Consider the following 14,741-nt stretch of genomic DNA (forward strand, 5'->3'; position numbering starts at 1 on the left):
AGGCGAGGCGCGCCGCCACCCCCGCGAGTCCGTCTTCGAGGATCTCGACCTCAGCGCCGGCATGACGTTCGACTTCGGCGCGCAGCCACGCCGGCGAATAGTCGCGAATCAGCCAGAACAGGCGCACGTCCTGCCACCCGGGCTCACTGCGCTTGAGCGCCAGCGGCAGCGCCAGATCGAGCGAGAACACGTCCCCGACCACCGCTCCGGGACGAATCTCCTGCAGCACCTCGCGATAGTGCGGGCGCGCGACGTCGATGCGGGCCGCGCCCAGCTCGAGCCACTCGGGCGCGCGGTTCGCGAGCACGAACTTGCGCGCTCCGCCGCGCAGGGCGAGCGCTCCGGCCGCGCGGTCCGGATGAACCCGGTAAGGAAGCGCCGCATGTCCGAACCAGCGCGCGAGCTTCTCGGGTGTCGAGTTCGAGACCACGTCGACCTCGATGCCGCTCGCAAGCATTGAGCGACCGGCGGCCGCCGAGTCCGCGAGAATCGCGGGCCCGCGCTGCGCCTCGACCGCCCGGACGCCCTCGTGATGGGTGGCGCCACCGAACGCGTCGAGACTCGCGTGCCCATGCGCGAGGATCGCGCGCTCGAGCAGCCCCGCGATCGGGTCGGACGCGGCGCGCACTCCGATGTAGTGAAGCAGCGAGCCATGCGTGACGAACGGATCCTCGCCGGCAAACGCCGAGATGCGGCCTTCGGAAACCCAGCCAAACTCGAGCGGTCGCTCGAGCACCTCGACGCGGGCGCGGGCGAGCCACTCCCCCACTTCCGACACGCCCTGCGAAGCACCCCAGCCGACCAGGGCGCCTTCGAGCTTCTCCCCTTGCACGCGCGCTTCCTCACGCGGATGGGTCCACACGCCGTCGAAATCGCTGAGCAGTTTCATGCACGAGAGCCGTAGCATGAGCGCACGCGGCGGGCAAGGATCCCTTGCCGCAACCGGCACGATCTGACAGCGTGCGAAGCGGACGGTGGTTCACCGTTTCAACCACACGGAGGTGGGGTCGTGAGACGTCGATCGATGCTGCTGCTCGCCGTGTTCATCGGCGTGTCGGCGGCGGTGCCGGTGCGCGCGCAGACTTTCGGGCAGTACGCCGGCGCGCGCACGCTCCCACCCAACGGGCACGCCGCGGGCGCCTACATGGACATGAGCAGCAACCTGCTCGCGGTGATGGGACAGTTGCGGTTCAGTTTTTATCCCGACGTGGATTTCGGTTTTCAAGGCGGCCTCGGCCGCTACGATCTGGGCGGCAGCGACGTGACGACCGCCCGACTCGGCGCGGACTTCAAGCTTCTCGCGGCCAAGGTCTCGAACGGCGCGGCGATCGACCTGTCGTTCGGTGCGGGAATCGGCCTCGAGTCCGGCGAGGACTTCAGCCAGCTCTCGCTCGGGCCCCTGCTCACCGGATCGTGTCCGATCGTGATGGCCAGGTCGTTCGATCTCGAGCCGTACGTGTCGATCGGCGCGCTGTTCTCGCGCGTCGATGCGGGGGCGACGGACGCGAACGATGTGTCCTTCCCGGTTCGACTCGGAACCGAAATTCCCCTGATGCCGGGAACCCGCGCGGTCGCCGAACTCAGGCTACGCCTCGGCGACGCCTTCAACGACAACGTCGGCGTTGGATTTGGAGCGAATTTCGACTTCTGAACCGTTCGAACGCGTGTGGTCGCCACCCCACCGGCTCCGAACGGCACATCCGTTCAGTCGCACAATCTGCTGTAAAGCAATGGCTTACGCGACATTGCGACGTTCAAAAACCGGCTTGTTGAGAGCGCGCTTGTGGTGGTAGCGTTCCTGCCCCCGATCGATGGTCCCACCCCATTCCGTCGATCGATGGCCTGGCCGACCCAATCCAATCTCAAGTGCTGAAATCGCTTACGGACCCTCGACCGGAGCCGTTCGCGCGCCCATCGCGAGGCAATTTTGGGGGCGTCTTCGCGCTGTGGACAAGATTGTGGAAAGGAGGGGTCACTCCCCGGTTCAACGGATTCCACTGCTTGGCTTTGCCGCTTTCCACCGAACTGTTGATAACTCCGACACGACGTCCCTTCACACGCCCCCCGAAAGGCCCGACGCCATGCGATCGATCGCGATCGCTTCGCCCCGAGCCCCGTGGCGCACGCAAGGATCGCATTCATGGCCACCGCATTCGCGGAACCCGACCGCGTCTGGGAACAGGCCCTCGAAGCCATTCGCTCTCGTCTCGACTCCCAGCAGGCCTTCGAAACCTGGTTCCGACCCATCACCCCGCTTCAGCTCGAGCCTCCGCTCGTCGAGCTGGAGGTCCCCAACCCGTTCTTCGTCGATTGGATCCACGAGCACTATCTTCCGCTGCTGACGAGGGCGCTGGAAGACACGCTCGGCGCCCCGGTCGAGATTCGACTCCGAGCGGCCGCGGCACCAGCGCACGAATCTCACACAGCACCTCGGACCACGCACGCGGAGGCGGCTTCGCCACGTGGCGGCCTCGCCCCGTCGAGCACACCCGGCACCGCGTCGCCTCGTTCGCTCGGACCGCGCGCCACCCTGAGCGAACTTCCGGGTAGCCAGCGCAGCACCGATCGAAGCTGGCTCGAGAGCCAGCTCCATCCTCGACTGACGTTCGAGAACTTCATCGTCGGCACCAGCAGCGCCTTCACGCACGCGGCATGCCGCGCGGTCGCTGAGAAGCCCGGCGAGGCCTACAACCCGTTGTTCATCTTCGCGGGTTCCGGACTCGGCAAGACCCACCTGCTTCACGCGATCGGACACGCGGTCAAACAGTCACGCCCCGAGGCGCGCGTCTACTACGTGCCGGCCGAGCGCTTCACGAACGAGATGATCTTCGCGATCCAGCACGCTCAAACCCTGGCATTCCGCAACAAATACCGGAATGTCGACGTGCTGCTGATCGACGACATCCAGTTCCTCGCCGGCAAAGAGAGCACGCAGGAGGAGTTCTTCTACACGTTCAATGCGCTGCGCGACGCGCACAAGCAGATCGTCGTCACCGCCGACAAGCCGCCGAAGGACCTGTCGATGGTCGAGGAGCGGCTCACGTCGCGATTCAACCAGGGGCTGGTGTGCGACATCATGCGACCCGACATCGAGACGCGGCTCGCGATTCTGCGACACCGCTACGAGTCCGACGGCGACGGGCTGGCGCTGCCGGATGACGCGTTCCTGCTGATCGCAGACCGCATCCGCAACAACGTGCGGGATCTCGAGGGTTGCCTGGTGCGGGTCCTCGCGCTGGGCTCGCTGCTGCAGCAGGAAATCACCATGCCGATGGTCGAGAAAGTGCTGGAGGACTACGTCGGCGCCGAGCCCGACCGCCTGAGTCCTGAACGCGTGGTGGCGGCCGTCAGCGATACCTTCGGCGTTCGCCCCGAGGTGCTGCTGAGCCGTCGACGCACCGCTTCGATCGCGCTGCCGCGCCAGGTCGCCATGTACCTGATGCGTCAGCTCACCGACCTGTCGCTCGGCGAAATCGGCCGCACGATTGGCGGACGCGACCACAGCACCGTGATGTACGCCTGCGATCGGGTTGGGGAGCGGATCGCGACGGACGGGGGTTTCTCCGAGAAAGTGAACGGAATCATTTCCACTTTGTCGCTCGGGTGAGCAGTGGATAACCCGACCGGATTGTGGATAACTGCCAGGGTTGTGGATGAGTTCGGCCGGTTGAGTGCGCCGTCCACCTCGTCCTGATTGTCGGTGAAAGTCGCCAACCTCGCGCAGCGTAGAGCCCTGCATACGGTGGATCCGGGTTGTACACCAAGTCCACACCCCCTACTGCTACTAGGTTTTTTCTCTTTGCAATACAACGTCTTACAGCAGTAGATTCGGTGCGGAAAGTGCTTGATGGCATGGGGGGGGATACTTAGAATGCAGCCGCTTTCGCCGTCGACGATTTCCGGGCCGGATTCCGCGCAGCCACAATCCGAGCGAACCTCGGACTTTCCAGCGTCAGGGAGCGACAGAATGGAACTCACGATCCAGCAGGCCGACCTCGCGTACGCGGTGGGGAAAGCATTCGGATCGGTGTCCGCCAAGAGCCCGATGCCGCTGCTGTCCTGCCTCCTGATCGAAGCGGACAAGGGCGGCCTGCGCGTCACCGGAACCGATCTCGAGGTCACGACCGCCGTCACGGTTCCGTGCAAGCTCAAGAGCGCAGGTCGGGTCGCGGTCTCGGCACGGCACTTTCACGAGGTGGTGCGCAAGATTCCGAAGGGATCCCTGACGCTCGCGATGGCGGGGGAGCAGCTCGAGATCAGCTACGGCGAGGGCAAGGGCTGGAGCAAGTTCCCGACCCAGGATGCCGCCGAGTTTCCGCGCGTTCCGGAGTTGAAGCCCGAGACCACCGTCTCGGTCGAGGGCAGCGTGATCGCACGCCTGATCGGACGCACCGCCTACGCGGTCTCGAACGATGCGACGCGCCCGCAGCTCGGCGGCGTGCTCGTGCACGGCACCGACAAACGGCTCGCTCTGGTCTCGACTGACGGACATCGGTTGTCGCTGGCATCGCGCAAGGGTTCCGACGGCGGACTGGGTCGTGACGGCGTGATCGTGCCGAGCCGCGCGCTGTCCGCGGTCAGCCGCGCCGCCGAAGACGCGACCGGTCCGGTGCAGATCGAGATCGCGGGCTCGCGCCAGCAGGCCGCGTTCAGTGCCCAGGTCGGGGACTACAAGGTCCAGATCCTGGTGCGGCTGCTGCAGGGTCCGTATCCGAACTACGAGCAGGTGATCCCCAAGAACAATCCGCGCACCGTCACGGTGCGGCGCGACGAACTGCTCGAAGCGGTCGACATCGTCGCCTCGCACGCGGACAACGTCACGCGCCAGGTGCGCTTCTCGCTCCGCAACGGAAAGCTCGGCGTGACCTCGGCGACCGAGCTCGGCGCCGGCGAACACTCGATCGCGGCCGACTACGCGGGCGAGGACCTCGACATCGGCTACAACGCGAACTACCTGCTCGATCTGCTCAAATGCATCCCGAGCGAGCGGGTCTCGCTGCGACTCGGTTCGGCGCTCGCCGCCGGCATCATCGAGCCGGTCGGAGCGCTGTCGGAGGCCGACGAGGATCTGCTGTGTCTCATCATGCCGCTCCGCTTGCCGGACGCGGCGAGTTGATGGAACGACTCGGAGACGTGCTTCCGGGTCTGTTGCAGGGACTCGGCCTGACGGAGCAGCTGGCGGGCTGGCGCGCGGTCGGGGAGTGGGAGGAAGCGGTCGGCGGAGCGATTGCGCGCCGCGCCCGCGCGGTGTCGTTTCGCGACGGCGTGCTGCTCGTCGAAGTCGAGAGCGCGCCGTGGCGACACGAGCTTGCGCTCCTCAAACGCGATCTGGTCCGGCGGCTGAACCATCGACTGGGTGGCACGTCGGTCAAGGATCTGCGATTCACACACGGCCGCGGAGGGATCCAGCGGTGAATCCGACGGAAGGAGACGCTACGTTGACGGCGGAAGCCAAAGGCCATCACTACGACGCGACCAGCATTCAGGTCCTCGAGGGACTCGAAGCGGTCCGCAAGCGCCCCGCGATGTACATCGGGGACATCAGTGTGCGCGGCCTCCACCATCTGGTGTGGGAGGTGGTCGACAACTCGGTCGACGAGGCGCTGGCCGGGTTCTGCACCGAGATCACGATCAACGTGCTGACCGACGGCTCCGTGACGGTGCAGGACAACGGGCGCGGTATTCCCGTCGACATGCACGCCACCATGAAGAAGCCCGCGCTCGAAGTCGTGATGACCACGCTGCACGCGGGCGGCAAGTTCGACGACCAGAGCTACAAGGTCTCGGGCGGGCTGCACGGCGTCGGCGTCTCGGTCGTCAACGCGCTCTCGGAGTGGTGCGAAGTCGAGGTGCTCAAGGCCGGAACGACCTATCGCCAGCGTTACGCGGCCGGCAAGCCGACCGGGCCGATGACCTCCGAGCCCGCGACCACCCGGATCAAGGGCCGCGAAACCGGCACCACGGTGCGCTTCAAGCCCGACAACAAGATCTTCACCGAAGCGAACTACCAGTGGGACATCCTGGCCGGACGCATGCGGGAGCTGGCGTTCCTCAACAGCGGGCTCTCGATCCGGCTGATCGACGAGCGCGCCGACAAGAACGTCGAGTTCATGTACAAGGGCGGGCTGGTCGAGTTCGTGAAGTACCTCAATCAGAACAAGGAAGTGCTGCACGGCAAACCGGTGTACTTCGGCCGCGACCGCGATCAGATCAACGCCGAGATCGCGTTCCAGTACAACGACGGATACAACGAGTCGGTGCACTCGTTCGTGAACAACATCAATACGGTCGAGGGCGGCACCCACCTGGTCGGATTCCGCTCGGCGCTCACGCGCACGCTCACGAACTACGCCGAGCGCGAAGGCATGATGAAGAACGCGAAAGTCGGCGTGACCGGCGACGACGTGCGCGAGGGCCTCACCGCGGTGGTCTCGGTCAAGGTGCCGAACCCGCAGTTCGAGGGCCAGACCAAGACCAAGCTCGGCAACAGCGAAGTGAAGGGCATCGTCGAGAGCATCGTGGGCGACGGCCTGCGCGAGTTCTTCGCGGAGAATCCCGCGGTGGCGCGCAAGATCATCGAGAAGATGATCTCGGCCGCACGCGCGCGTGAAGCGGCGCGCAAGGCGCGCGAGCTGGCACGCCGAAAGACCATCCTCGACGGCGGCTCGCTGCCCGGCAAGCTCGCCGACTGCGCGTTCGACGATCCGCAGGACTGCGAGATCTACATCGTCGAGGGCGACTCGGCCGGCGGTACCGCCAAGCAGGGCCGCGACCGGCGATTCCAGGCGATCCTCCCGATCCGCGGCAAGATCCTGAACGTCGAGAAGGCACGCATCGACAAGATCCTCGCGAACGAGGAAATCCGCAGCATGATCACCGCGCTGGGCGCGGGGGTGAAGGAAGAGTTCGACATCACCCGGCTGCGCTATCACCGCATCATCATCATGACGGACGCCGACGTCGACGGTTCGCACATCCGTACGCTCTTGCTGACGTTCTTCTTCCGCGAGCTGCGCGAGCTGGTCAGCAACGGGCACGTGTACATCGCGCAGCCGCCGCTCTACATGGTGAAGAACGGCAAGGACGAGATCTACTGCTACAACGACCGCGAGCGCGACGAAGCGCTCACGCGCGTCGGCCGCAAGAACGTCATGGTCCAGCGCTACAAGGGCCTCGGCGAGATGAACCCGGACCAGCTGTGGAAGACCACCATGAATCCCGAGACGCGCACGTTGCTGCGGGTGCAGCTTCCGGATGCCGCCGAGGCGGATCGCATCTTTACGATCCTCATGGGCGAGCACGTCGAACCGCGCCGTCAGTTCATCGAGGAGAACGCGCTGGCCGTGCGTAACCTGGACATTTGATGAAGCGCCTGGTGGCGCGCGCGGCGGCCACGATCGCGCTCGGCGTCTGCGCGGTATCCGGGCTCACGCCCGCGGCCACCGCGTCGCCGACGTTTGCGATCGAGGCCGGCGGTGCGACGTTCGTGAGCGGTGCCGATTTCGACGGCGGCGGCCCGGCACTCGGCGCGGCGCTGGTGTGGCCGCTCGAGGCGCGCACGCCTGGCGGGCTCGGCGGCGCTCCGATCGCGGTCGGTCTCTCGATCTATGCGCACGACATGGGTTCGCGCGTGGTCACGGTGACGGATCCCGGCAGCGGCGCCTCGCTCGGACAGATCGAAGACGGACACCGCGACGTGTTCGGGGCCGCCTGGCGACTCGAGGCGGGGCCGTGGGCGCGGGCGGGATGGCAGCTCGTCACCGATGCCGGATGGGGCTACTACCGCATCGAAGACGACGTTCGCGGCAAAGTGTTCCAGGGACTCAGCTCGACCGGATTCTCGCTTGGAGCCTCGATCGGACGCGCGCTGGTGCCCGGCACCACGCTCGGACTCGCGGCTCGATATCACCGGCTGTTCAACGACGCCACCGGACGGTACATCACCGCCGCGGTGGAGTGGCGCTGGCTCGGCACGCGCGAAGGATCGCGCTGACCGGCCGCCGCCCCCAGCGGGCGTGACGGCGAACGCACAGGACGGAAACGATGCCTCTCAACGACCGATCGAAGATCGTCGACGTCAACATCGAAAACGAGATGAAGACCAGCTACATCGATTACTCGATGTCGGTCATCGTCTCGCGTGCGCTGCCGGACGTGCGCGACGGCCTCAAGCCTTCGCAGCGCCGCATCCTGGTGGCGATGAACGACCTCAACCTGATGCCGGGCCGCGGCTATCGCAAGTGCGCGAAGATCGCCGGCGACACCTCGGGTAACTACCACCCGCACGGCGAACAGGTCGTGTACCCCACGCTGGTACGGCTCGCGCAGAGCTGGGTGATGCGTTACCCGCTGGTCGACGGCCAGGGCAACTTCGGCTCGATCGACGGCGACGCCCCGGCAGCGATGCGTTATACCGAGGCGCGCCTCACGCCGCTGGCGGCCGAGATGCTCGCGGACCTCGAGAAGAACACCGTCGACTTCCGCTCCAACTACGACGAAACGCGCGAGGAACCGGTGGTGCTCCCGGGCGTGGTGCCGAACCTGCTCATCAACGGGTGTTCCGGTATCGCGGTCGGCATGGCCACCGAAGTTCCGCCGCACAACCTCGGCGAGGTGTGCGACGCGATCTGCCACGTGATCGAGCATCCCGAAGCCACCACGCTCGATCTCATGAAGATCGTGAAGGGCCCCGACTTTCCGACCGGCGGCATCATCTACGGCACCCAGGGCATCCGCGACTGCTACCTGACCGGGCGCGGCCTCATCAAGATGCGCGCACGCGCGGTGGTCGAGGAGGGCAAGGCCGGCCGCATGAGCCTGGTCGTGAACGAGATCCCGTTCCAGGTCAACAAGTCGTCGCTGCTCGAGAAGATCGCGGAGCTGGTGAAGGACGGAAAGGTCACCGGCATCCGTGACCTGCGCGACGAGTCCGATCGCGACGGCATGCGCATCGTGGTGGAGCTCAAGAACGACGCGAATCCCAAGGTGGTGCTGAACCAGCTGTTCGTGCACTCGCCGCTCCAGAGCACGTTCGGGGCGATCATGCTCGCGCTGGTCGACCAGCGACCGCAGGTGCTGGAGTTGCGCGTGCTGATCGATCAGTACGTGCGGCACCGGCAGGAAGTCGTGCGCCGGCGGACCGAGTTCGATCTTGCCGAAGCCGAGCGCCGCGCGCACATCCTCGAGGGTCTGAAGATCGCGCTCGATCACCTCGACGAAGTGATCGCCCTGATCCGTGCCTCCAAGGACACCGAAACCGCGCGCGAAGGACTCATGAGCCGCTTTCAGCTCACCGAGATCCAGGCCAGCGCGATCCTCGAGATGCGGCTCTCGCGCCTCACCGGCCTCGAGCGCAAGAAGATCGAAGAGGAGTACCTCGAGCTGCTCAAGCTCATCGAGCAGCTGCGCAGCATCCTCTCGAGCCCGAAGAAGATCCTCAGCATCATTTCGGACGAGGCGCGGCGCCTGAAGGAGCGGCATGGCGACGAGCGCCGCACCGAGATCGCGGCCGAAGAAGGCGAGATCACGTTCGAGGACACGATCGAGCAGAAGGACATGGTGATCACGATCTCGCACGCCGGCTACATCAAGCGGCAGGAGATCAGCGCGTATCGCTCGCAGCGCCGTGGCGGCAAGGGCGTGATCGGTGCGCGCACCAAGGAAGAGGACTACATCGAGCACCTGTTCGTGGCCGGCACGCACAGCTTCCTGCTGTTCCTCACCGAGCGCGGGCGCTGCTACTGGCTCAAGGTGCACGAGGTCGAACAGGCCGGCCGAGTCGCGCGCGGGCGCCCGCTCGTCAACCACCTCGAAGGGCTGGGGCGTGACGAACGCGTGCAGGCGGTGGTCGCGGTCCGCGACTTCGACGATCAGCACTTCCTGGTGTGTGCGACCCGCAAGGGCCTCATCAAGAAGACCGTGTTGTCCGCCTACGGCAACGTCCGAAAAGCCGGTATCAACGCGGTGCTGCTCGAAGACGGCGACGCGCTGATCGAGGCGATCATCACCGACGGCTCGCAGGACCTGATCCTCGCCAAGCGCAAGGGGCTCGCGATCCGCTTCCACGAGAACGAGGTTCGCGCCATGGGACGTACGGCCTACGGCGTCAAAGCGGTCACGCTCGACGACGCCGAGGACGAGGTCGTCAGCATGGTCGGCGTGAAGCGCCAGGCGACGCTGCTCGCCGTGACCGAGCACGGCTACGGCAAGCGCAGCGAAATCTCCGAGTATCGAGTTTCGCATCGCGGCGGCAAGGGCATCATCACGATCAAGACCAACGAACGGAACGGGCAGGTGGTGGCGGTCAAGGAAGTGGTGGACGGCGACGAACTCATGATCATCACGCGCCAGGGCCAGTTGATTCGCATGCCGGTGAAGGGCATCTCGGTGATCGGCCGCAATACGCAGGGCGTACGGCTCGTCAACCTCGATACTCCCGAAGGCGAGCTGCTGCCCGACCGGGTCGGCGGCGTCACCCGCGTGGTGAGCGAAGAAGAAAATGGCGCCCCCGAAGCCGTGATCGGCGAGTCAGGCGCCATGCCGGATGAAGTCCCCGAGGCGACGAACGATGCGCCCGAGACCTCCGAGGGAGAGGCCGACACGCCCTGATCGCGAGATGAGCCGAGTTTCCGAGTCCACGATCCGGCGCCTGTCGCACTACTACCGGGTCCTGGAGGAAGTCGAGTCCGAAGGCAAGCGACTGATCTCTTCGCACCGCCTCGCCGAACGTGAGGGCATCACGTCGGCGCAGGTGCGCAAGGACCTGTCGGTGTTCGGATCGTTCGGGCGTCGAGGGCTCGGCTACAACGTGGCGCATCTGCGCGAGCAGATCCGCACCATCCTCGGCATGGACCATCGCTGGCGGGTGGTGCTGGTCGGTAGCGGCAACATCGGGTCGGCGCTGCTGTCGTACCGCGGCTTCGAGCAGCAGGGTTTCGACCTGGTGGCGGCGTTCGACCGCGACACCACGCGGGTCGGCCAGCGCTTCGGCCGACTCGTGGTGCGCGACATCGCCGACCTGCCGGCGGCCGCGCGTGCGGAGCCGTTCGACATGGGCGTGATCGCGACCCCGCTCGCGGCCGCACAGGAAGTCGCGGATCTGCTGGTCGCGGCCGGCGTGCGGGGAATCCTCAACTTCGCGCCGCGAAAGCTGCGGGTGCCGGATCACGTGGCACTCCGCACCGTCGACATGGCGGTCGAGTTCGAGAGCCTGTCGTTCGAGCTGTCGCGTGACCGCGGCAAACGGCGGCGGTCTCGCACGTGAGCGTGGAGCGGGCACGCGGCGCCGAACAGGGTGCGCTGCTCGCCATGGTGCTCGCGACGCTGCTGTGGGGCGGCACGTTCGTGGCGATTCGCGACATCGTGCACGACCTCGCACCGGCGGCGCTGGTGTGCGCGCGCTTCAGCGTCGCGTCGCTGATCTGCGCGGTGTTGCTGGCGGCGCGGCGACGCTGGCCGTCGCGCGCGGCGTGGGGGGCCGGGGCGCTGGGCGGTGTGCTGCTGGTCGCGAGCTTCACGCTGCAGGCGGTCGGGTTACTCGACACCTCGGCCGGCACCTCGGCGTTTCTGACCTGCGCCGGCACCCTCGCCGCTGCGTTCTGGGCGTGGCTGCTGCTGCGTCAGCGGCCCGGCGGGGTGCTGCTGACCGGCATCGGCGTGGCGCTCGTCGGAGCGGCGCTGCTCTCGCTCGATCGCACGCTTTCGATCGGCCGCGGCGAGCTGGTGACGATCGTCGGAGCGCTGGTGTTCCCGCTCCAGATCGTGGTGGTCGCGCGCTTCGGGCACCGCGTCGAGCCGCTCGAGCTGGCGGCCGTGCAGGCACTCACCATCGCGGTGCTGCTGGTGCCGTTCTCGGGTGACCTGCCGACCGCACTGCGCGGGCTCGGCTCCGACGGCTGGCTGCGCTTCGCCTATCTGGCGGTGGCCGGCAGCACCATCGCGCCGCTGCTCCAGATCTGGGCGCAGCGCTCGCTGCCGCCGGGACGCATCGCCCTCCTGTTCGCACTCGAACCGGTGTTCGCGCTGGTAGTGGCGCTGACGCTCGGCGGCGAGCGCTTCGTGCCGCGCTGGTGGCTCGGCGCGGCACTGATCCTCAGCGCGGTCGTTTTCGTGGAGTCGCGCTCCGCGGCGGAAGCTTCCAGGTCTCGTCCAGCCACCGCTTGAAGCGCGGGAACGCCTCGGGGTCATTGCGGAACACCATCACGCCGGGACCCATGTGGCGCGAGTCGGCGCTACGCGAAGCGGATTCGTTGGCGGCGTGCAGGAACAGGTCCGCGACGTTCATGAAGTAGAGATTGAGATCGGTCGAGACCACCTCGATGAAGACCGGAGGACGTACCGCGCCGAGCTCGGCGAGCACGCGCCCGCGCGCGACCGGCGAGGGATCGGGGCTCGTCAGCATCAGCGCGAGCACGCGTGAGTCCGCGCGGGCCGCCTCGATCGCGCAGCCGACCATCTCGCCGGCCGCCAGCACCAGGAAGCGCGAGGTGTCGACCGGCGTCGCGAGTGCCAGCGCCCGCAGCGCCGCGCGCGCCTCGCGGCCGGTTTCACGCTCGAGCTGATCCTCGAACCCTCGCCACGATTCGGGTGACGGGAACTGCTTGGTGCGAGAGCTTCCGGTGCCCCGCGGCTCCACCAGGATGAGCGCGACCCCGGCGTGCCGAAGTGCGGTTGCGAGGCTGTCCCAGGCATCGAAGCTCTCGTTGGTCCCGACGAACGCGACCGCGGCTCGCGCCCGCCCGCGGCCTTCAGGGGCGATCACGATGCCGCTCAGCGGCTCGCCGTCGGCACTCGGGAACCACACCTCGGAACCCTTCATCGCGGCCACCAGCCCGGCACGCTCTTCGATCAACAACCGCATTTCGTTTCGAATCAGCGGCGCGGCGCGCGATGCACCGCCCGGCGTCGCGTCGGCGAGCAGGTCGAGCGCGTCAAAGTCCTTGAGCAGGTTGCGCGCCGCGACCGGCGTCGCCAGGTCGAGCGAGCGTCGCACGTTTCCGTGCGCGAGTTCGGCGTGCGCGATCCGAAGCTGCCAGATCCAGCGCATCGAATTGGTGGGCGACAGCAGCCGGCGCTCGGCGCGCGCAAACATCTTGGCGGCCGAATCGGCCTGGCTGCGCTGGACGAGAGACCAGGCGAGCCGGCCCAGCGCATTCGCGTGGTCGACTTCGGAGCTCGCGCGCGCCAGCGGCACGCGCGCCGCCGCCACGGTGTGTGCGCGATCGAGATCGTCTGCGCCCTTGCGCTCGAACAGCGCTTCGACCAGCGCGTCGGCTTCGAGGCCGCCGCGTCGGCGCGCCCACGCGCGCTCCCACGCGAGGATCGCGCTGTCCGGCTGGCTCTGCCGGTAGTAGCTCTCGCCGATCCAGTACCACGCTTCGCCCGAGGCTTCGGGCTCGGTGGTCGCGCGCTCCTCGCCCCACGCCGCGAGCGTCGCGCGCAGCGAGGTCGGGGTCGCGGCGCGCGCGAACAGCGTGTCGAGCGGCACCTCGTCGGCAGCGTGAGACGTGGCGCCGAAGCTCGCCAGGCCCGTGAAAACAGCGGTCGCAAGGGCCGCGAACGCCGGAAGGATCCGGCGATGGGCGGGAGTGGAGACGGCAGCGGGCAGCAAACGGAACACGGGATTCTCCTGAACGAGTCGTGGGAGCGGGTCGGTCGGGTCGGCGACCGGGGCAAGAGTGTAGCGGACTCGGTGCCGCCTTGGCACCCGTCCTGAGGGATGGCACCATCGCGTTCCATGACCGCTCGCGCCGCCGTGATTCACGCCCCCGGATACCACTGCGACATCGGCCCGCATGTGTTTCCGATGAGTAAATTCCAGCGGGTACGCGACTCCCTGATCGAGTCCGGCGCGATCGCGGATCACGAGATCGTGACCCCGCAGGCTGCGGACCGGGCGACGCTCGAGCGAGTGCACGCGCCCGAGTACCTCGACGATCTGTTCGCGGCCCGCATGACGTGGCGGACTTCGGATGCCGAGATGCCGCTCACTGAAGAGATCGCGAATGCTTACGCATGGATGGCCGGCGGCACCCTGCTCGCGGCCCGCATGGCGCTCGAATGCGACGCGGCCGCGAACCTGGGTGGAGGCTTTCATCACGCGTTCGCCGAACGGGCCGAAGGGTTCTGCTACCTCAATGACCTGGCGATCGCGATCCAGGCGCTGAGAAGCGAACGGCGCATCGTGCGCGCCGCGGTGGTCGACGTCGATCTGCATCAGGGCAATGGCACGGCGCACCTCTTTCGCGATGAGCCCGAGGTGTTCACGTTCTCGATTCACCAGGAGCGGCTCTATCCCGACAAGGAGCGCAGCGACCTCGACATCGGACTCGACGACGAGACCGGTGACGAACCGTATCTCGAAGCGCTCCAGCGCGGGCTCGCGGAGGTATGGGCTCATCGTCCGGAGCTCGTGCTGCTGCAGGCCGGAGCGGATCCGTTCCACGCCGATCCGCTCGGCGCTCTGCGCCTCACCTTCGAGGGCCTCAAGCGTCGCGACCGCATGGTCATCGAGGGCTGTCGCGCGCGCGGCATCCCGGTGGTGATCACGCTCGGCGGCGGCTACGCCAGCGACCTGGCGGATGTTGTTCGCATTCATGCTCAGACCTGTCGATTGCTGTTCGAGTCGGAATCGCCCGCGCCCCTCGCGGAGCTCGGAGCCACGCCATGACCGGGGAGCCCGCCGCGGCGATCGCCGCGCCGCATGTTCCGATTCTGCGCGCGTGGATCGCGGAGGGCGCAAC

Annotated in this window: 12 protein-coding genes; 10 read left to right on the forward strand and 2 right to left on the reverse strand. The window is 67.1% G+C overall.

Going from position 1 to position 14,741, the window contains the following annotated elements:
* On the reverse strand, positions 1–889 hold an 889-nt coding region (locus HOP12_14660), incomplete at its 3' end, for a hypothetical protein (protein ID NOT35383.1).
* Positions 890–1,009: 120 nt separating this feature from the next.
* Here HOP12_14660 and HOP12_14665 point away from each other — a divergent pair.
* The 9 genes from HOP12_14665 to HOP12_14705 all read left to right on the forward strand — a co-directional run bounded on the left by HOP12_14665 (position 1,010) and on the right by HOP12_14705 (position 12,162).
* Positions 1,010–1,651 carry a hypothetical protein gene (locus HOP12_14665; protein NOT35384.1) on the forward strand — a complete coding sequence of 214 codons (642 nt, stop codon included), beginning with the start codon at positions 1,010–1,012 and terminating at the stop codon, positions 1,649–1,651.
* 489 nt (positions 1,652–2,140) lie between these two features.
* Entirely contained in the window at positions 2,141–3,607 is a 1,467-nt protein-coding gene (gene dnaA / locus HOP12_14670; GenBank protein ID NOT35385.1) for a chromosomal replication initiator protein DnaA, read from the forward strand.
* Positions 3,608–3,967: 360 nt separating this feature from the next.
* Positions 3,968–5,116: a DNA polymerase III subunit beta gene (gene dnaN, locus HOP12_14675; protein ID NOT35386.1), complete on the forward strand. Its 1,149-nt coding sequence runs from the start codon at positions 3,968–3,970 to the stop codon at positions 5,114–5,116.
* Positions 5,116–5,415 carry a DUF721 domain-containing protein gene (locus HOP12_14680; protein NOT35387.1) on the forward strand — a complete coding sequence of 100 codons (300 nt, stop codon included), beginning with the start codon at positions 5,116–5,118 and terminating at the stop codon, positions 5,413–5,415. Before dnaN ends, HOP12_14680 begins: the two co-directional genes overlap by 1 nt.
* Positions 5,416–5,438: 23 nt before the next feature.
* Positions 5,439–7,364, forward strand: a complete 1,926-nt coding sequence (gyrB, locus tag HOP12_14685; GenBank protein ID NOT35388.1) for a DNA topoisomerase (ATP-hydrolyzing) subunit B — start codon at positions 5,439–5,441, stop codon at positions 7,362–7,364.
* Complete coding sequence (locus HOP12_14690) at positions 7,364–7,993, forward strand: hypothetical protein (protein ID NOT35389.1); 630 nt, start codon at positions 7,364–7,366, stop codon at positions 7,991–7,993. Before gyrB ends, HOP12_14690 begins: the two co-directional genes overlap by 1 nt.
* A gap of 50 nt (positions 7,994–8,043) precedes the next feature.
* Positions 8,044–10,608 carry a DNA gyrase subunit A gene (gene gyrA, locus HOP12_14695; protein NOT35390.1) on the forward strand — a complete coding sequence of 855 codons (2,565 nt, stop codon included), beginning with the start codon at positions 8,044–8,046 and terminating at the stop codon, positions 10,606–10,608.
* Complete coding sequence (locus HOP12_14700; protein ID NOT35391.1) at positions 10,568–11,263, forward strand: redox-sensing transcriptional repressor Rex; 696 nt, start codon at positions 10,568–10,570, stop codon at positions 11,261–11,263. Before gyrA ends, HOP12_14700 begins: the two co-directional genes overlap by 41 nt.
* On the forward strand, positions 11,260–12,162 hold the full coding sequence (locus HOP12_14705; protein NOT35392.1) for a DMT family transporter: 903 nt from the start codon (positions 11,260–11,262) through the stop codon (positions 12,160–12,162). Before HOP12_14700 ends, HOP12_14705 begins: the two co-directional genes overlap by 4 nt.
* Here the strand turns inward: HOP12_14705 and HOP12_14710 are convergent.
* A complete protein-coding gene (locus tag HOP12_14710; protein ID NOT35393.1) occupies positions 12,092–13,618 on the reverse strand; it encodes a hypothetical protein in 1,527 nt (508 codons plus the stop codon). The genes HOP12_14705 and HOP12_14710 overlap by 71 nt on opposite strands.
* 117 nt (positions 13,619–13,735) lie before the next feature.
* Between HOP12_14710 and HOP12_14715 the strand changes: the two genes are divergently transcribed.
* A complete protein-coding gene (locus tag HOP12_14715) occupies positions 13,736–14,668 on the forward strand; it encodes a histone deacetylase (protein NOT35394.1) in 933 nt (310 codons plus the stop codon).
* Positions 14,669–14,741: the final 73 nt, after the last annotated feature.

It is taken from the genome of Candidatus Eisenbacteria bacterium (assembly GCA_013140805.1).
Classification (GTDB): Bacteria; Eisenbacteria; RBG-16-71-46; order RBG-16-71-46; family RBG-16-71-46; genus JABFRW01.